The sequence below is a fragment of the Chryseobacterium sp. MEBOG07 genome (assembly GCF_021869745.1).
GTDB classification, from domain to species: Bacteria; Bacteroidota; Bacteroidia; order Flavobacteriales; family Weeksellaceae; genus Chryseobacterium; species Chryseobacterium viscerum.
Genome location: NZ_CP084579.1, coordinates 894,787 through 914,901, shown reverse-complemented (window position 1 = coordinate 914,901; position 20,115 = coordinate 894,787). Strand labels below are relative to the sequence as shown.

General features: G+C 38.0%; 11 protein-coding genes. All 11 read right to left on the bottom strand.

Going from position 1 to position 20,115, the window contains the following annotated elements; all coding sequences use genetic code 11:
• Window positions 1-58: 58 nt before the first annotated feature.
• The 11 genes from LF886_RS04150 to LF886_RS04100 all read right to left on the bottom strand — a co-directional run bounded on the left by LF886_RS04150 (window position 59) and on the right by LF886_RS04100 (window position 20,108).
• Window positions 59-4,129, bottom strand: coding sequence for a GEVED domain-containing protein (locus LF886_RS04150; protein WP_236852844.1), 4,071 nt, complete (start codon window positions 4,127-4,129; stop codon window positions 59-61).
• A complete protein-coding gene (locus LF886_RS04145) occupies window positions 4,084-4,734 on the bottom strand; it encodes a hypothetical protein (protein ID WP_236852843.1) in 651 nt (216 codons plus the stop codon). Before LF886_RS04145 ends, LF886_RS04150 begins: the two co-directional genes overlap by 46 nt.
• Before the next feature lie 229 nt (window positions 4,735-4,963).
• Window positions 4,964-9,421 carry a GEVED domain-containing protein gene (locus tag LF886_RS04140; protein ID WP_236852842.1) on the bottom strand — a complete coding sequence of 1,486 codons (4,458 nt, stop codon included), beginning with the start codon at window positions 9,419-9,421 and terminating at the stop codon, window positions 4,964-4,966.
• A gap of 141 nt (window positions 9,422-9,562) precedes the next feature.
• The gene (locus LF886_RS04135; protein WP_236852841.1) at window positions 9,563-11,944 is read right to left on the bottom strand and encodes a reprolysin-like metallopeptidase; all 2,382 of its coding nucleotides are present in this window, start codon (window positions 11,942-11,944) and stop codon (window positions 9,563-9,565) included.
• Window positions 11,941-12,564: a hypothetical protein gene (locus tag LF886_RS04130; RefSeq protein ID WP_236852840.1), complete on the bottom strand. Its 624-nt coding sequence runs from the start codon at window positions 12,562-12,564 to the stop codon at window positions 11,941-11,943. Before LF886_RS04130 ends, LF886_RS04135 begins: the two co-directional genes overlap by 4 nt.
• 182 nt (window positions 12,565-12,746) lie before the next feature.
• Entirely contained in the window at window positions 12,747-13,412 is a 666-nt protein-coding gene (locus LF886_RS04125) for a DUF6048 family protein (protein WP_103232030.1), read from the bottom strand.
• Window positions 13,378-13,830 (bottom strand): DUF6452 family protein, encoded by a 453-nt coding sequence (locus tag LF886_RS04120; protein ID WP_236852839.1) that lies wholly within the window; start codon window positions 13,828-13,830, stop codon window positions 13,378-13,380. Before LF886_RS04120 ends, LF886_RS04125 begins: the two co-directional genes overlap by 35 nt.
• A 55-nt stretch (window positions 13,831-13,885) precedes the next feature.
• Window positions 13,886-15,292: a 23S rRNA (uracil(1939)-C(5))-methyltransferase RlmD gene (gene rlmD, locus LF886_RS04115; RefSeq protein WP_236852838.1), complete on the bottom strand. Its 1,407-nt coding sequence runs from the start codon at window positions 15,290-15,292 to the stop codon at window positions 13,886-13,888.
• A 160-nt stretch (window positions 15,293-15,452) separates the two neighbouring features.
• Window positions 15,453-16,994, bottom strand: coding sequence for a TlpA family protein disulfide reductase (locus LF886_RS04110; protein WP_236852837.1), 1,542 nt, complete (start codon window positions 16,992-16,994; stop codon window positions 15,453-15,455).
• Window positions 16,995-17,303: 309 nt separating this feature from the next.
• Window positions 17,304-18,071: a succinate dehydrogenase/fumarate reductase iron-sulfur subunit gene (locus LF886_RS04105; protein WP_124536466.1), complete on the bottom strand. Its 768-nt coding sequence runs from the start codon at window positions 18,069-18,071 to the stop codon at window positions 17,304-17,306.
• A gap of 24 nt (window positions 18,072-18,095) precedes the next feature.
• Entirely contained in the window at window positions 18,096-20,108 is a 2,013-nt protein-coding gene (locus tag LF886_RS04100; RefSeq protein ID WP_124536468.1) for a fumarate reductase/succinate dehydrogenase flavoprotein subunit, read from the bottom strand.
• Between the last annotated feature and the right edge of the window lie 7 nt (window positions 20,109-20,115).

The following is a 20,115-nucleotide window of genomic DNA, read 5'->3' as shown; positions in this document are numbered from 1 at the left end:
TTTTAACAAAAATAAGCCTCCATTTCTGGAGGCTTATTCTATTTGAAATTTAGTTCATTTATTCTTTGATAAATTTCTTCTGAGCAGTTTTACCGTTATCATCGATATCAATCACATAAACACCGTTGATCAATCTGCTTACGTTGATCTGACTGTTGAGTAAAATACCATCTCCGATTACCTGTCCTGCAGCATTGTAAATCTTATATTTAGCTCTCTTGCTAATATTCTTTACAAACAATACTGAACTTACTGGGTTTGGATAAATCATGATTCCTGTCTGATCTATTGGATTAGCAGTAATCGGCTTAGAGATTCTTACCGTGTAATCCTCTACTTCTCCATTCTTGAAGTCTGCACAGTTTACCGGAATACCATCTCTTGACATCGCTACTCTCATGACAACATACTTATAGTCTGTCATGCTTACAAAAGCATCTGCTGGTACATTGAACTTACCGGAAACAGGACTGTTTGAATTTGGTGAAGAAGTATACACTCTTTCGTTAATATCAAACTCTCCATTTCTGTTGAAGTCAATCCATACAGCGATTCCTTCGTTATAAGTAGTTCCGGTCCATTTCTTCTCAATGATAATCTCATTGTCTGTAGAGCCCTGGATCATTTCGATGAATGTCTTAGGAACTCCTGTATAATCTGTATACGTGGAAGCTCCGGATTCATTCTCCATCGTTTTCTTACCTGTAGGTTTCACTGTAACTTTAGAAATATGTTCTCCCGTAGAACTTTCTGCTTTCATCTTACAGTAAATCACTGTAGGAGTCGTGAAATAGTAAGGAGGAGTATAATTTCCTGGAGTACCGCTACAGATATTCACAACCTGCATTTCATATTTCGTTAATTCTGTAAGACCTGTCAATACAAGGTTATTAACTACAGATGGTACTTCTGTCCAACTTGGAATACCTACTTTTCTGTATCTAAGAACATAGGTTGCTCCAGGGAATGGATCCCATGTAATCTCTGCTGAGGTTGGAAGCAATTGTGTAATGGTTAATCCCGGAGGAGGAATCTGACATATTCTTTCTGTTGTAAAGACTTTAGGGTTAGAATATGGATTCAGAGTAGATTCTCCGTTACACTGATTAGCAATCTGAACTTCATAAGTGGTGTAAGGCTCTAAAGGAGTTACACTACCTAACACATACGTGTTTGCAGGAGCTGCTGGTAAACTTATAATATTCCATGTTGTAGTTCCTACTTTTCTCCATCTCATAGTATAAGTAGAACTTGGTACTATCGGAGCCCATGTAATCAAGGCTGTAGTTGGAGTAATGTTACCAACGGTCACATTTGGAGGCGTTGGATCACATCTTGTCGTAAATGTTTTGATTGGAGTGGCTGTTCCTACAATATCTCCACAAATAGCGGCTACTTCTACTTCATAAGTGGTAGCAGGTATTAATCCATTAATGATTAATGGAAGGTTACCCAATTGGGTAGAAGCATACACTTGTGTCCATGCTGTTGTTCCCTGAACTCTGTATCTTACCACGTAGCTTACTCCAGCTCCTGTAATGGTAACAGTGGCGGTTGTATGAGTAGTCGTAAATGTAGGAGCATTTGGCATTGCATTGCTGCAAGGTCTTATTCTTACTCGGTAATCTTCTACTTCTCCATCTACTGCATTCTGACACATAATAGGAGCACTTGTACGCTTCAATACGACTCTCATCGTTGTTGTCAATGGTCCTGTATATGCATTTGAAGGAACAGCAAAAGTGGCAGTAACCGGAGTTGTTGTATTAGCAGGAGAAATTAAGATTCTCTCAGCATCGGTAAACTGTCCGTTTCTGTCAAAGTCAATCCATGCTGTTACAGCATCGTTTCCTGTTGCACCCGTCCAACCTTTTGCTACGGAGATTTTATTATTTTGAGAATTAACATCTAAAGTAATAAGAGTCTCTGGTGTTGTATAGCTTATATAGTTAGTCTGTACTGAAGTATTATTCATTGCAGGAACTCCAAGGTTCGAAGAGGTAACCGTTACATTCGAAATATGGTCATTCGTTCCAGAACCTGTCATCTGACAGTAAGACAACGGCGGCGTTGTAAATGCTACTGATGATGAATAAGATCCTGTAGCACCTCCACAAGTTGTTGAAACCTGAACTTCATAATTCGTCTGTTCTGTAAGACCTGTAATTCCATAGAAGTTCTGACCGGCTGGTACAGTAGCGGTCTGCCATGCACCACTTGGAGCAACTCTCCATCTTACAGTATACGTAGCTCCTACAGTAGAAATCCATGATACGGTTGCATTATTTGCAGAAATATTATTTACTGTAATACTCGTTGGAGGAGTTGTTGTACAAGTTTGAGGATCTACAAATCTTACCGGATAATCTTCTACTTCTCCCTGAGTGAATGTTCCACAAGGAGTGTTAGTACTGCTTGTACTCATTACAACACGCATGCGCGTTGGTTGAGTTCCTGTATAAACTCCACCTGCAGCATTAGGAACAGGGAAAGTAGCCGTTACCGGAGTAGTTGTACTGGCTGTAGTATTCAGAACTCTCTCATTTGTTTCAAATGTTCCGTTTCTGTTAAAGTCGATCCACGCAGAAATTCCATAAGAACTGCTAGAACCTGGCCAGTATTTGTTCACAGAAATTTTATTTGTATTTCCTGAACCTCTTTCCAAGATAACTATTCTTGTAGCATCTGTTGTATAATCTTTATATCCGTCCGATCCTGAATTACTAAACATAATAGGTGCATTCGTCGGAGTAACTGTTACATTATTAATATAACCACTTGTACCGGTATTACCTGTAGGGTTAGCTGTACAATAAGTAAGAGGAGGAGTTGTAAAGTTCACACTTGGTGAGAACGCTCCTGTAGTACCTCCACAAATAGTAGCTATCTGAACTTCATACTGTGTCTGATCTACCAAGTTGGTAAGCAGCTGACTACTTGTAAGTGGGGTTGTAATGTTAATCGTTGTCCATGTAGCATCCGTAACCTTTTTGTATCTCAATGTATACGTTGCTCCTATTGCAGGAATCCAGCTTACAACAGCTGTACTTGCAGTAAGATTTGAAACGGCAATATTATTGGGAGGAGTCGCTGAACACGGTTGTAAAGCAATAACATTTAATGTAAAGTCCACATAGTTACCCGCAGACGCAGGTCCACAAGGAGTAATAATATTCAATTCTGATGTTCCCATTCTTACTCTATAGTTTCCTGGAGCCTGCCCTGCTGTAATTGGAATAGTACCCGTTGCAGTTGCTGTATAGCTTGTAGTAGCAAGAATAGTTTCACCAGGGCCATTGAAGTTCATATCATTATTCCAGTCAACCCAAATATAATAGTAATAGGTATTATTTCCTGCAGCTGCAAGATTCACATTTACTGAAGTACTAGGTATTGCGGAAACAACAGTTGCAGAATTATTTACATATGCTGTATAGCTGTTTGCAGTATAATTCAAGTTGGCAATACCACCTGTTGTTGTAATATTATTCAGATAATATGATGTACTTGAAGTACCTCCTGTAGGTACACAATATCCTGTATAGAAAGAAAGAGATCCTTTCCATGCACTTTGATCTGTTGCACTACATCTTGCTCTTACCCATGCATAATACGTTGTATTAGGTACTAATGGTGAAAGAGTTGCAGTAGTTCCGGAAGGAACGTTTTGTGAAGGCACAGTTGCTCCTGTTGGAGCCGTATTACTTGTACTGTAATAAATATCATACCCTCCAGCTGGCACATATCCAAAAGCGGTCCAGTTTAGTACTGCACTTGTAGGGGTTACCGTACCAATGGATAATGATCCGGTTGTAGGCATTGGTGGACATGTAGGAGGTGTGGTAAGGGTTATTGATCCTGACCATGTACTTTGATTTGTAGCACTACATTTTGCTCTTACCCATACATAATACGTTGTGTTAGGTACTAATGGTGAAAGAGTTGCAGTAGTTCCAGAAGGAACGTTTTGTGATGGAAGTGTCGCTGCTGTCGGAGCAGTATTCGTGGTACTGTAATAAATATCATATCCCCCTGCAGGCGCAGATGAATAAGCGGTCCAGTTCAGTACTGCGCTGGTAGCCGTTATTGTTCCGGTAGATAAAGATCCTCCGGGGGCATAGGTAAACATGTAGGCGGGGTACCAAAAGCTAATTGAACATTTGGTCTGCTGGCCGATAATGTACCATTTCCTGTAGGTGCTGTAGTATCCGCTTCAAAATACATATGACTTGCCGTAGCAGTACTATATTTAAAGCCCGCTCCAGCCGTTCCCGAGCCTCCTCCGGATCCTCCATTATTGGTTTCAACTAAAACCAAAAGATTATCCGTTCCATTATAATTGTATGGAAGCTGTAGTTGTAAGGTATTCCAACCAACCGCCAGGCTGGTTACGTTCGCACTGTATACTAAAGTAGCTCCAGTAGTTACGGTATTCCAGCTTTGAGCCGTGAGGGCTGTAGTAGTAGTTGGTACAGATTTTAAATACACTTTGACCGGGAAGGTAATATTCATCGTTGCGGTGGCTTCCCATCCAACGGATAAAATGCTTCCTCCACCCGGAGTGTTTATTTCTGCAGCAGTATAAAGCGATGCAGACCTCTGATACCCATAATAGGGAGTCAAGGGATACCGCTGTGTACTAGTTCCTGTTCCAATGGTGACTATCTGGGCATGCAATGACATCCCAAAAACCAACCCGAGAAACAGAAGTAAAGAGGTAAAGAGTTTCTTCATAATGTTTTGGTTAGAAATATATGTTAATCTTACAAAATTAATTATATTTTTATCAATAAACAACGAGATTACTCAAATCATTAGCACATATTAATAAAAGAGTTATTCAATTTAAAGATCCACACCTACAGGCTTTAATTGGATTTAAATTCGTAAAAAATATCATTTATTATTACAAAAAAATAAGCCTCCATTTCTGGAGGCTTATTCTATTTGAAATTCAGTTTACTTATTCTTTGATAAATTTCTTCTGAGCAGTTTTACCGTTATCATCGATATCAATCACATAAACACCGTTGATCAATCTGCTTACATTGATCTGACTGTTGAGTAAAATACCATCTCCGATTACCTGTCCTGCAGAATTGTAAATCTTATATTTAGCTCTCTTGCTAATATTCTTTACAAACAATACTGAACTTACTGGGTTTGGATAAATCATGATTCCTGTCTGATCTATTGGATTAGCAGTAATCGGCTTAGAGATTCTTACCGTGTAATCCTCTACTTCTCCATTCTTGAAGTCTGCACAGTTTACCGGAATACCGTCTCTTGACATCGCGACTCTCATGACAACATACTTATAGTCTGTCATGCTTACAAAAGCATCTGCAGGTACATTGAACTTACCGGAAACAGGACTGTTTGAATTTGGTGAAGAAGTAAACACTCTTTCGTTAATATCAAACTCTCCATTTCTGTTGAAGTCAATCCATACTGCGATTCCTTCGTTATAAGTAGTTCCTGTCCATTTCTTCTCAATGATAATCTCATTGTCTGTAGAGCCCTGAATCATTTCGATGAACGTCTTAGGAACTCCTGTATAATCTGTATACGTGGAAGCTCCGGATTCATTCTCCATTGTTTTCTTACCTGTAGGCTTCACCGTAACTTTAGAAATATGTTCTCCTGTAGAACTTTCTGATTTCATCTTACAGTAGATCACTGTAGGTGTCGTGAAATAGTAAGGAGGAGTATAATTTCCTGGAGTACCGCTACAGATATTCACAACCTGCATTTCATATTTTGTTAATTCTGTAAGACCTGTTAATACAAGGTTATTAACTAATGATGGTACTTCTGTCCAGCTTGGAATACCTACTTTTCTATATCTAAGAACATAGGTTGCTCCCGGGAATGGATCCCATTTAACCTCTGCTGAGGTTGGCAGTAATTGCGTAATAGTTAATCCTGGAGGAGGAATCTGACATATTCTTTCTGTTGTAAAGACTTTAGGGTTAGAATATGGATTCAGAGTAGATTCTCCGTTACACTGATTAGCAATCTGAACTTCATAAGTGGTGTAAGGCTCTAAAGGTGTTACACTACCTAACACATACGTGTTTGCTGGAGCTGCAGGTAAACTTATAATATTCCATGTTGTAGTTCCTACTTTTCTCCATCTCATAGTATAAGTAGAACTTGCTGCAAGCGGAGCCCATGTAATCAAGGCTGTAGTTGGAGTAATGTTCCCAACTGTAACATTTGGAGGCGTTGGATCACATCTTGTCGTAAATGTTTTGATTGGAGTTGCTGTTCCTACAATATCTCCACAAATAGCGGCTACTTCTACTTCATAAGTCGTAGCAGGTGTTAATCCATTAATAACTAATGGAAGGTTACCCAATTGGGTAGAAGCATATATTTGTGTCCATGCTGTTGTTCCCTGAACTCTGTATCTTACCACGTAGCTTACTCCAGCTCCTGTAATCGTAACAGTTGCGCTTGTATGAGTGGTAGTAAATGTAGGAGCATTAGGCATTGCATTGCTGCAAGGTCTTATTCTTACCCGGTAATCTTCTACTTCTCCATCTATTGCATTCTGACACATCGTAGCAGCACTAGAACGTTTTATTACAACTCTCATAGTTGTTGTCAATGGTCCTGTATACGCTGTTGAAGGAACAGCAAAAGTGGCAGTAACCGGAGTTGTTGTATTGGCAGGAGAAATTAAGATTCTCTCAGCATCGGTGAACTGTCCGTTTCTGTCAAAGTCAATCCATGCTGTTACAGCATCGTTTCCTGTTGCACCTGTCCAACCTTTTGCTACCGAGATTTTATTATTTTGAGAATTAACATCTAAAGTAATAAGAGTCTCTGGTGTTGTATAACTTATATAGTTAGTCTGTACTGAAGTGTTATTCATTGGAGGAACTCCAAGGTTCGAAGAGGTAACCGTTACATTCGAAATATGGTCATTCGTTCCGGTACCTGTCATCGGGCAGTAAGACAACGGCGGCGTTGTAAATGCTACTGATGATGAGTATGATCCTGTAGCACCTCCACAAGTTGTTGAAACCTGAACTTCATAATTCGTCTGTTCTGTAAGACCCGTAATTCCATAGAAGTTCTGACCGGCTGGTACAGTAGCGGTCTGCCATGCACCACTTGGAGCAACTCTCCATCTCACAGTATACGTAGCTCCTACAGTAGAAATCCATGATACAGTTGCCGTAGTAGCTGCAACATTATTTACTGTAATACCTGTTGGAGGAGCTGTTGTACAAGGTTGAGAATCTACAAACCTTACCGCATAATCTTCTACTTCTCCCTGAGTGAATGTTCCACATGGATTAGCATTATCGAAATATCTCATCACAACACGCATACGAGTAGGAAGAGTTCCTGTATATACATTTCCACTCGCGACTGTTGGCACTGCAAAAGTAGCTGTTACCGGAGTTGTTGTATTATAGGTCGTATTAAGAATTCTCTCACTTGTCTCAAATGTTCCGTTTCTGTTAAAATCTACCCAAGCTGAAACTCCATAAGATGTAGGAGAACCAGGCCAGTATTTGTTTACAGAAATTTTATTATTGGCAGAACCTCTTTCAAAAGTAATTACTCTTGTAGCATCTGTTGTATAATCTTTATAACCATCCGATACAGAATTACTTATCATAATAGGTGTATTCGTAGGAGTAACTGTCACATTATTAATATATCCACTTGTAGCGGTATTACTTGTAGGAGCAGCTGTACAATAAGTAAGAGGCGGAGTTGTAAAGTTCACACTTGGTGAGAACGCTCCTGTAGTACCTCCACAAACCGTAGCTATCTGAACCTCATAGGTAGTCTGTTCCAATAATCCTATCAGTAATTGATTACTTACCAAAGGTGTATTGACAGTAATCTGCTGCCATGCACCAGAAGGAGAAACTCTGTATCTTACAATATAAGTAGCTCCTGTAGCTGATGTCCAAGTAACATTAGCTGTTGAAGGGGTTACATTATTTACAATGATGTTAGAAGGCGGAGCCGTAGTACATGCTGATAAATCAATAAGTTTTACTGCATAGTCTTCCGTCTCACCATAAGAATAAGTACCACAAGCAGCAATCGGGCTGTATTCATTCATTACAACACGCATTCTTGTAGTCAGGTTTCCTGTATAAACACCACCTCCAGCGTTTGGTATAGTGAATGTACCTGTTACCGGAGTTGTTGTATTACTTGGAGAAGTTAATACTCTTTCACTCGCTTCATAAATACCATTACGGTTAAAGTCAATCCAAACTCCCGTTAAGAAGCTATATTGATAATCTGGCCATGCTTTTGAAACTGAAACAGTAGCAGTACCACCTCTTACCAAAGTAACTAATCTTGTAGGGTCTGTACTATAATCTGTATAACCACTTTGAGCAGAGTTACTTACCATAGAAGGAGCTCCTTGTGCATTGACAGAAACCTGGTTGATGTACCCATCAATAAAAGTACTTGTAGCTGCTGAAGCACAATAACTAAGTGCTGGAGTCGTAAAAGTTACACCAGCAGAGAATGCTCCTTGAGTGCCTCCACAAACAGTAGCCACCTGAACTTCATACTGGGTCTGTTCTGTCAGCCCCGGAATTGTCGTACTCCCTGAAAGAGGGGCTGTGACGTTAATTTGCTGCCATGCACCAGCAGGTAAACTTCTATATCTTACGACATAAGTAGAACCTGTAGCGGTATACCAGTTAACAACTGCGGATACAGTAGTTATATTGTTCACTGTGATATTCGTAGGCGGTGCTGCAGTACACGGAGTCAGCTGATGACTCACCAACTGTACTCTAGGAATATCCGAATACCTGTCCGATGCCGAAGGAGGCGAAGCAGGATTTGGGTTTGTTGTATCTTCATAATAGAGAATACCTCTATTAGCTCCTGCATTATAAGATCCCCAGGCTGTACCTGGCGATGATGAATAACCTGATGTCTTTTCATTGACAGCAATCACAAGATTGTCAGTTCCATTCCAAATAAACGGAGTAGTCAACTGAAGAGTTACCCAGTTTCCATTGGTTATGGTAGGCAAATCTCCGGTATACACCTGGGTTAAAGAACCCAACGGAATCCAGTTTGTATTGCTCGAAAAGCTATTTTGGGTGGTATTACCCATGTAAACTACCCAATCCTTATAACTATCCTGAGGAGTTGATAAGGTGTTTACATAAAACTTTACGGCCGTGATATAGGTCGACGTACCAATGGCAGTCGAAACTTCCGCAGCTGTATAAATCTGCTGGGAATAACTATATCCATAATAGGAACGTATGGGGAGATACACTGAGGTACCTGTTCCTGTCCCAATCTGGCCTGCCTGGGCTGAGACCTTTGATACAAAGCCCGTACAGATCAAACAGAGAAACAGAATTAAAGAGGTAAAGAGTTTCTTCATAATGTTTTCATTATTAATATTAATCATACAAATCTAAACATTTTTTATTATTAATTTATAGGTGCAATTAGCTTTTTTTTGAAAAAAAACGACAATATCTCCACTTATGCTTTAAATAAAGAAATCCCCGGGATAGCCCGGGGATTTAATAATATTTAAAGGTTATTTCTATTTCTTGATGAATTTCGATTTGAATTGCTCAATACCTTTATCATCTATTGTAATTACATACCCTCCTTTAACTAATGCTGAAACATTAATTTTTCCATTATTGATATTTCCACTATCTATTAATTGTCCAGGAGCACTATAAATTTTATAGGTAGCTCTATCTGAAACTTTAGTAATATTTAGAATATCAGTTGCAGGATTTGGATAGATCTGGATACCATTATTTTTAACAGAAGTCTCAGAAGTAGCAAGGTTACTTGTAACAACTACATTATAATCTTCAACCTCTCCATAGTAGAAATTAGTTCCACAAGCAAATGAAGCTGGAATCGGGAATCCTGCATTACTTGCTCCTGCATAGAATGCAAGAACTCTCATTCTTAATGGCTGGTTTTCTACTGCACTTGCAGGAACTGTAAATGATCCATTATATACACTTGTAGCTACAGTTGTAGTTGGAACATTTAATACAGCTTCATTGCTTTCAAAAACTCCATTTTTGTTAAAGTCGATATATACAGCAGCTACGTCATTAACATCTGCTTTTCCTACTGTAACAGATATAGGATAAGTAGCTCCTTTAGTAAGGTTAACCTGAAGAGCTGAATTCGTTGTATAGTTTGAATATGTTGATGCTGCAGTAGTGTTGTTAACATTATTAAGGGTAACATTTGAAATATACTCCTCACTAGTTAACAATGTTGATGCCGCACAATAAGTAATAGCAAGTGTAGTGAAGTTAACAGATGTAGAATAAGTTCCTACTGTAGTACCACAAGCTAAAGCAACCTGTACTTCAAAGTTTGTACCCTCTGCTAAACCAGTTAAGTTAATAGAAGGAACTGCAGAATCAACCTCACTCCATGTAGTTGTACCTACTTTTCTATAACGTACTTTATACGTTGCTCCTGTATACGCCATCCATGAAACGTTACCAGAAGTATTACTAATGTTGCTTACTACTACATTTGTAGGTGCAGCAGAGCTACAAGCAGAAAGTGGTCCTATTGTAACAGGTCCTACTGCATAGAAAATATTTCCTATTGCAGAAACTCTTACTTTAATGATCTGTCCGTTTAAAGAAGAAGGGAATGTAAAGTTTTCAGTTCCATCATTTGGAGTTGAAGCCGCTAATACAGTCCAAGTTGTTCCGTTATCCGTAGTATAATCAATCTTAACATTTGCTACGTTATATGGAGCAGCGTTGGTGTTAGCTACAAGCCATTGAATAGGTGTAGGTGTATTTACATCAGCATATTGATTCGCTAACTTGAATGGCCCTGTATCTCCAACAACAACTGTCTGAACCGCAAAATTAGTTTGCTGCTGTGCAATATTTGGATTATTATCCCTTACTGTCACTGCAAAATTTGTAGTTCTTGAGAATGCAGAAACGGATTCCCAAGTATTATTAGCATTATTCAATACACCGTTCATCACAGATGTAAAGCTTGGAAAATATCTTGTTGGGTTGATTCCTGTAGACTTAGATCTAAATGTTGCACCAGTAGTTGTGTTACCTAAAATATTTTTATTAATAACAGCAGCAGCGTTATCTACTTCTTCCCATACATAAGTAAGTGGATCGTTTTCAGCATCTGTAGCTGAAGCTGTAAGTACAAATGCTGTACCTTTAGGAATATTAAATGTTGGTAACGATGCAATTACAGGTGGATTATTTGCAATCGGAGTTTCTATATCACAAGTTTTCTCATTCAGATTTTCCTGAATCTGATCAATACTTGCAATATGGAAGTAAGGATCTGAATGTGGCTGTACATCATAACTAGCTCCTGTAATACCAGCATATCCCATAATTGTAGACCCTGAACCTGGCTCCATGTTTACCCCTGCTCCTTCAATACTGTGAGAGAATGTATGATTTGCTCCCAACTGGTGTCCCATTTCGTGAGCCACATAGTCGATATCAAAATTATCTCCGGATGGTGGGTATGTTGCAGATGGATTTACACTTCCTGTAGCAGGAGATGTAATTCCTGATCCTTTTCCTTCTGGCTCAGCAGTAGTAGGACTTATACAAACGCAGCCAATACAACCGGCGTTTCCTCCTCCCCCTGAAGCACCAAATAAGTGACCAATATCATAATTTGCCTCAGTTACAACTGTTGTCAATTGGTTTTGTAATTCAGTATTCCATGTACCTGGAGGCGCGGTTGCGCTGGTAACAGAGGCATATGGATCTGTAGTAGGGTTATCAAAAATAAGAGCTGGATAATTTAACACATTTAAGTGTAATGCAAAGTCTTTTTCAAATACTCCATTTACTCTTGATATGGTGTTGTTTATCTGTGCCCATGCACCCGCAACTCCTCCAAAAAACTGAGTATATTCTCCCGTTACAGACATTGCCAATCTCATTGTTCTGTATTTCTTATCAGAATTTTTAGCAAAGCTGGTTGGTTGGTTGGCAATAGATTTACCTTTTTTAATAAAGCATCTATTTGCTTTTTAGAAGCAGGGCTTTCCTCGGTTGAGCATATAAATCCGTTTGGATTCTTCATCGTTTTAGGATGCACTGCGTATACACTCTTATCAGTAGTTAAAGGTTCGATGAACTCATATTTGTCTCCATCTATAATCATAGATTGAAGTTCATTAGGAGAAACACTGAATCTTAAATATTTACTGGGATCTTCAACACTTGTTCCCACGTAAGAACCTAGCTCATACTTATCAGCAATTTCTTTTGCCAGAACAGGAAAGCTAAATACTTTGAATCTTTCTATCCTCCCATCAACAGTTGGAAGAGAAATAATAACTGGAGCTGCATTTGCCCCCATCTCTTGAGCATTCTTCAATTGAGATCTTAGTGAAGCTAAGTCTAATTTATAATACCCGTTTTCTCTTACACCAGATTTCTCTACTGTAAAAGTTCCTCTTTTTTTGTTGTCTACTTTATTAAATGAAGTAGGAGTCCATTGTCCGAACGCCGCTCCACCTATTAAAGTACACACCAAGGCAGTAAATACTCTTTTCATAAATTAAATAACAATTATAATTTCCGCCAAATATAACTATTTTATAATTTACTCGAATAATATAAGTTGATATTTTTTAACATAATATATATATAATATATAGATTCATTAAAAAAAATACAAACTTTAGACATGTCTAAAGTTTGTATTTTATATATTATAAAAGTTAATAATTAATATTTCTAAAACTTATATGCGATATTCCATGCAAATCCCATATTGAATTTTGATGAGCTTTTTCCGAACCCAGGAACTATCATTGGAGAGATATCATCCTGCTTGGAGGTATATACCAAATATCTCGGCTGAAGATTTACATCAATATAGAAATTGGAGCTGAATAACTGTACTCTACCCCCTATCGTTCCTTCCAGCCAAAAAGAAGACTGAGATGAGGAAGGAAAGGCTTCAGAAGAACTACTTCCACCGAATCCACGAACGGGAATTGCCATATACTCCTGGTTATAGAACGACCCGGCAACTTTTCCTCCGGCATAAAATCCGTTGAATTCATTTTCGGCATCCTTTGCCAGCATATAAAACGCTCCCAGCTTAACAAAGGGACCACTTGCTTTAGCATCATATCCATTCTTCTGATATACATTTTTTTCAAAACCAGCTTCTGCAATCGCATGAACATTTCCTCTGATTTTTGAAGAAATAAATCCCTGATACAGTTTTCTGTCCGAAAAAAATCCGGCTCCGGTATTCAATACATCAAGGCCAACCATAAAATTGGGCTCATATTTTTCGTGAACCTTCTTCTCTGCTTCCTTTTTTTTGTCTTGTGCCCAGCTTATTACTCCAAATAAACTAAAAAGAAAGGTAAAGATTAGTCTTGTCTTCATTCTCTATTTGATTTTGGCCGATTTCTACCTTTTGAACAGGATTCGGAGTTACTAATTCTGAAGTTAAATTCTCATAAGACTTCTTGATCCCACATCCTGGAGATACATAGGTCGACTTTGTAGTATAATTGACCCTTACTTTAGATTCTACTCCTTTTACTCTAACTTTGAAATAAACGTCTGTATAAGGCGATTTATCCACGCGTAAAGGAATTAGTCTGGAATCAATGTTTACAAGTTTACCCAGATCCACTTTTCCTGCACCATAGTCTACTGCTACATATAGTGTATCCACGGTCATTTCCTTTCCAGTTGACAATGATCTGAAAGCAACCTTCATTCTGGGAGTTCCTTCTCCACTTTCGCAAATATCATCATCTCCACCACAGGAAAAAAGCATTCCTAAAAAGCAGATCATTATGAGAAATTTAAAATACTTCATATTAAGATTTGAAATTCAAATTTAAATAAATTTATTTTTTAATCAGCAATGCAATGTTCTCAACATGGTGTGTTTGTGGGAACATATCTACTGGAAGGATCTTTACTAACGTATAGTGATCTTTCATCAAAGCAAGGTCTCTCGCCTGCGTTGCTGAGTTGCAGCTTACATAAACTACTTTTTCCGGTGAAAGCTTTAAAATCTGTTCTACCACCTTCTGGTGCATTCCATCTCTTGGTGGATCTGTGATTAACACATCTGCTTTCGGGTGATTTTCTAAAAACTCGTCATTAAAGACGTTTTTCATATCTCCACAATAGAAAGTTGTATTGGTTAAACCATTCAGTTCAGCATGTTCGATTGCTGCATCGATTGCTTCCTGAACAGATTCGATTCCAATAACCTGTTTTGCATTTCTTGCTACGTATTGAGCAATCGTTCCAGTTCCTGTATATAAATCGTAAACAACTTCATCGCCTTTTAGATCGGCAAATTCAAGCGTTTTTCTATATAATTCTAAAGCTTGTTTGTAATTAGTTTGAAAGAAAGATTTTGGTCCGATTTTAAATTTCAATCCGTCCATTTCTTCCATAAGGTAACCTTCTCCGAAATACACATTAATATTTAAATCATAAATAGAATCATTCTGTTTAGGATTAATGGCATACACCAACGTTTTTATCTGTGGGAACTGCTCCAACAAATAATCAAAAAGCTGAGTGCGGTTTTCTTTTTCTTCTCTGTAAAGTTGGAATAAAACCATCCATTCTCCTTTAGAATTTTGTCTCATCATTAAAGTTCTCAGGAAACCTTTCTGCTCTCTCACATCAAAGAAATCTAACCCTTTATTCTCAGCAAATTTTTTAACTGCCAAACGAATTGCATTCGACGGATCTTCCTGAAGGAAACATTCTTTTAAATCTAAAATCTTGCTCCACATTCCCGGAATATGGAAACCAAGCGCATCTCTGCTTCCGAAGTTTTCTTCAGAACTGATTTCGTATTGAGTCAACCATCTTGCATTAGAAAAAGAAAATTCCATTTTATTTCTGTAGAAATATTGTTCTTCGGCACCTAAAATTGGAACAGTTTCAAAATCTTCAATTCCTCCAATTCTTTTAATATTATTGTAAACTTCTTCTTGTTTAAAATCAAGCTGCTTTTCGTAGCTCATATTCTGCCATTTGCAACCACCACAAGTTCCGAAGTGAACACATTTCGGCTCAACTCTGAATGGTGATTTCTCAACGATTTCTTTTACTTCAGCCTCAAAATATTTTGACTTTGATTTTTTAACTCTTGCATTTACAACGTCTCCGGGAATCGCACCGGAAACCAAAACAGTTTTCCCTTCTTCAGTTTTTCCGATGGCTACACCTTTTGCTCCTGCTGCAAAAAGCTTTATATTTTCAAGAATTACATCTTTCTTCTTTCTCATATCAATTTCTTGTGACGAAGATAGCTTTCTACTCTATACTTCATCTATTTTCTATTTTTTCTAATAAACGGTGAAACTTTTCAGTTCCAATTTCGTTTGCAAAAATACAATAAAAAAAACCTTATCCGAAGATAAGGTTTCTATACTGTGTTAAAGTTTATTATTTTGTTGGAGCCGGCTGCGGATTTGCAGGTTGTGGAGCTTGCTGCATTGCAGAAGGGTCAAGCTGTAATTGTGGCTGCATCTGCATATTGGGTTGTGCTTTCGGAGCAGAAAGCCCAGTCTGCTTATCAAGAACTGTTACCAATTCCTGCTCACCAAGATTCACAAAAGATCTGCTGGCAATTTTACCATCTTTATCGATGATTACAAAGCAAGGTAATTTGAATCCGTATACACCATATTTCTTGGCAATATCAGAATTAAGACCTCCTTCTCCGTAAACATTTACTCCTTGAATTCCTTTTAAAAGAGAATTGCTTGTTTTAATAAACTGATCTTTTGTATCGTCTACGTTTACAAATACAAAATTCATTTTAGATTTATAGAAGTTTACTACTTCTTTTAATACAGGTACTGTAGCTTCGCTGATGTAAGGATTCCATGAAGCATAGAAGAATACCATATAAGGCTTCCCTTTGTTTTCAGAAAGCTTATACGCTTTTCCATCCTGTTTTGTTAAAGCTGCATCTGGAGCTGCTTCTCCGATTTTAAGTCCTGTAATTGCTACCTGCATTTTTAAAAGATCACTTTTAATAGTAGCATCTTTGATATCTGAATCGATAATTTTTTTAATCTTGTCAATGTTTGCTGCTGGACTTGTTGGATGAATATCAGCCTGAGCCATTACAAATGCTAAAAGATAATCTTTTGCAGTCTGAGATAAATCTTTTTTAGTTTTTAAATATTGAGCGAACATCTCAGAAGTTGTAACTCCAGTTTTCCCTTTGCTGTTTGCTTCTGCATACTTCTGAAAATCAGGAGTCATTTTTACAAGAAGATATTGTCTGTAAAGAGGGATTGTTTTCACCATCGCTTCTTTGTCAGTTTCCAGTTGAGTTTCATAATCTTTGAAAGCTTTAGAAGCCTTATAAGATGGATTCCCTGACATTGGTCCGTGAGACATTTCATAGTTAGCAAGCAAGTTAAGAATAGTTACTTTCACGTCGTTTTTCTTCCACTCTAAAAGCCCCTTGCTTGGGTTGTTTTTCTTTGCAAGATCATCAACATTTTTATTAATATCTGCTTCAACTTTATGCATACCTTTTAGAAAAGCTGCTTCGTCTCCACCCATTAATGCTCCTAAGTTCACTTTGCTACCGTATTCTGCAAGGAATTTCATAGTTGCTGTAAGGAAATCATTATTCTTTTTAGCATCTCCAGTAATTACGTATTCACTTGGGAAAGTGGTTCCGTTTCCTGAAATATTTACTTTTTGTCCTCCTTCAAGATAGATCAGGTTTTGTCTGCCCGCATAGTTGATTACGTACATTCCGTCTTTAGGAGCATCGAAGTTTCCTGAGAAATTCCCGTCTTTATCTAAACCAATATTAACCAAAGGCAGGGTTCCTACTCCTGAAGCTTCCACAAATTCAATTCTTTCTAATGATGAGCTTCCGGTAATTTTCCCTTTTACTTCTACTTTTTTTGAACAAGACATCACAAAAAATGTGATGATAAACAATAAAAGATATTTTTTCATTTCAATTTTTAATATTACACAAAAATAAGCTTTTTAGGGCTTGTTAATTCACACTAATTATTTTTTTTAAAAATTTTATTATTACGGTTCAAAAGGGATATTCCAATTATTTCATGGTTCTCTTTTGTCACGGTAAGACGTTTTTGAAAGTTTTTGAAAAAACGATTCAACTACCCTTCAAATATATACTTATTAAATAAAGAATGACTCAAATCTATCAATAAGTTAACAAACTTTAACAAGGCTATGCCTTTCATAAAAAAATCGCCTCCAAAAATGAAGGCGATTTTTTATGTATTTGAATCAATTCTATCCTTGATCTACAAGAGCAGCCATATATTCTCTGTTCATTCTAGCGATGTTTTCAAGAGAAATACCTTTAGGACATTCTACTTCACATGCTCCGGTGTTTGAACAGTTTCCGAATCCTTCTTCGTCCATAGCTTTTACCATGTTCAGCACTCTTCTCTTCGATTCTACTCTCCCTTGAGGAAGTAATGCATATTGAGAAACTTTAGCTCCTACGAATAGCATTGCAGATCCGTTTTTACATGTTGCTACACAAGCTCCACATCCGATACAAGCAGCAGCGTCCATTGCTTTGTCTGCATCTTCTTTTGGAACCGGAATTGCGTTAGCATCCAATGTATTACCGGAAGTATTCACAGAGATGAAACCTCCTGCTGCCATTACTCTGTCGAATGCACTTCTGTCTACCATCAAGTCTTTGATAACAGGGAAAGCGGCACTTCTCCAAGGTTCAATGACGATCGTTTCACCATCTTTAAACATTCTCATGTGAAGCTGACAAGTCGTGATACCCGTATCAGGACCGTGCGCTCTACCATTGATGTAAAGAGAACACATCCCGCAAATTCCTTCACGACAGTCGTGATCGAAAGCGATAGGCTCTTTTCCTTCGTTGATGATGTTTTCGTTCAGAATATCCAACATTTCCAAGAAAGAAGAATCTGTAGAAACATCTGATATTTTGTAGGTCTCAAACTGACCTTTAGTTTTGCTATTTTTTTGTCTCCAAATTTTTAGGGTAAGATGAAGGCCTTTTTTTGCACTCATAATTATTTATTTATAGGTTGGAGATTATTTGTAACTTCTTGCTTTAACTTCAATGTTTTCGTAGATCAGCTCTTCTTTATGCAGAACTTCTGTTGTAATATCATCAGTCTGATATTCCCAAGCTCCTACATATTTAAAGTTGACATCGTCTCTTTCTGCTTCACCTTCAGGAGTCGCATGATCTTCTCTGAAGTGTCCGCCACAAGATTCATTTCTGTGTAACGCATCGATAGCCATTAATTGTCCTAGTTCGATAAAATCTGCCACTCTGAATGCTTTTTCAAGCTCAGTGTTCATTCCATCAGCATCACCAGGAACTTTTACGTCTTCCCAGAATTCTTTTTTCACCTGAGCAATTTCAGCAATAGCTTCTTTTAATCCTTCAGGAGTTCTTCCCATCCCCACTTTATTCCACATGATGTGTCCTAGTTTTTTATGGAAATGATCTACAGAATGTGTTCCTTTATTATTTAAGAAGAAATCTACTTTTCCTTTAATATCTTTTTCAGCTTCATCAAATGCTGCTGAATTAGTAGGAATTGTTCCCGTTCTGATATCTGCAGAAAGGTAATCTGCAATCGTGTAAGGAAGAACGAAATATCCGTCTGCCAAGCCTTGCATCAAAGCAGAAGCTCCCAATCTGTTTGCTCCGTGATCAGAGAAGTTAGCTTCACCAATGACGAAACATCCAGGGATTGTAGACTGAAGGTTATAATCAACCCATACACCACCCATTGTATAGTGAACTGCAGGATAGATTTTCATTGGAGTTTTGTAAGGATCATCAGCAGTAATTTTTTCGTACATAACGAATAAGTTACCATACTTCTCCTCAATCCAAGCTTTTCCTAAATCATAAATCTGCTGATCTGTAGGATTATGAATATGTTTTTCGATAGCGGCTTCTTTACCTTTTTTGATGATCTCTGTTGAGAAATCTAAGTAAACACCTTCTTTCGTTTCATTATTTTCGATTCCGAAACCAGCATCACATCTTTCTTTACCTGCTCTAGACGCAACGTCTCTAGGTACTAAGTTTCCGAATGCAGGATATCTTCTTTCTAAATAATAGTCTCTATCTTCTTCTTTAATATTTTCAGGTCTCAATTTACCGTCTCTGATAGCTACAGAATCTTCAATCTTCTTAGGAACCCAAATTCTTCCGGAGTTTCTAAGAGATTCGGACATCAAAGTAAGTTTAGACTGCTGTGTTCCGTGAACAGGAATACAAGTAGGGTGAATCTGTACATAACAAGGGTTTGCAAAATATGCTCCTTTTTTGTGGATTTTCCAAGCTGCAGAAACATTGGATCCCATTGCATTGGTAGAAAGGAAATAAACGTTTCCATACCCTCCTGAAGCGATTACTACAGCGTGAGCAGAGTGTCTTTCGATCTCACCTGTTACAAGGTTTCTTGCAATAATTCCTCTTGCTTTTCCGTCAACAATAACAAGATCTAGCATCTCGTGACGGTTGTACATCTTGATTCTTCCTTTACCGATCTGACGGCTCATTGAAGAATAAGCTCCTAATAATAACTGCTGTCCTGTTTGTCCTTTTGCATAAAAAGTTCTTTTTACCTGAACCCCACCAAATGAACGGTTATCTAGCTGACCGCCGTAATCTCTACCGAAAGGAACTCCTTGGGAAACACATTGGTCAATAATATTTGCAGAAACTTCAGCTAATCTGTAAACGTTGGCTTCTCTTGCTCTATAGTCACCACCTTTGATAGTGTCATAAAACAATCTGTAAGTAGAGTCACCGTCACCCTGGTAATTCTTAGCTGCGTTGATCCCTCCCTGAGCTGCAATAGAGTGCGCTCTTCTTGGAGAATCCTGGTAACAGAATGCTTTTACGTTATATCCTTGCTCAGCTAGTGTAGCTGCAGCAGAACCTCCTGCCAAACCTGTACCTACAACAATAATATCAATCTTATCTCTGTTGTTTGGTGCAACAAGGTTCATATGGTCTTTATGATTTTTCCACTTGTCTTTAAGAGGACCCGCTGGAATTCTTGAATCTAATTTACTCATACTAGTA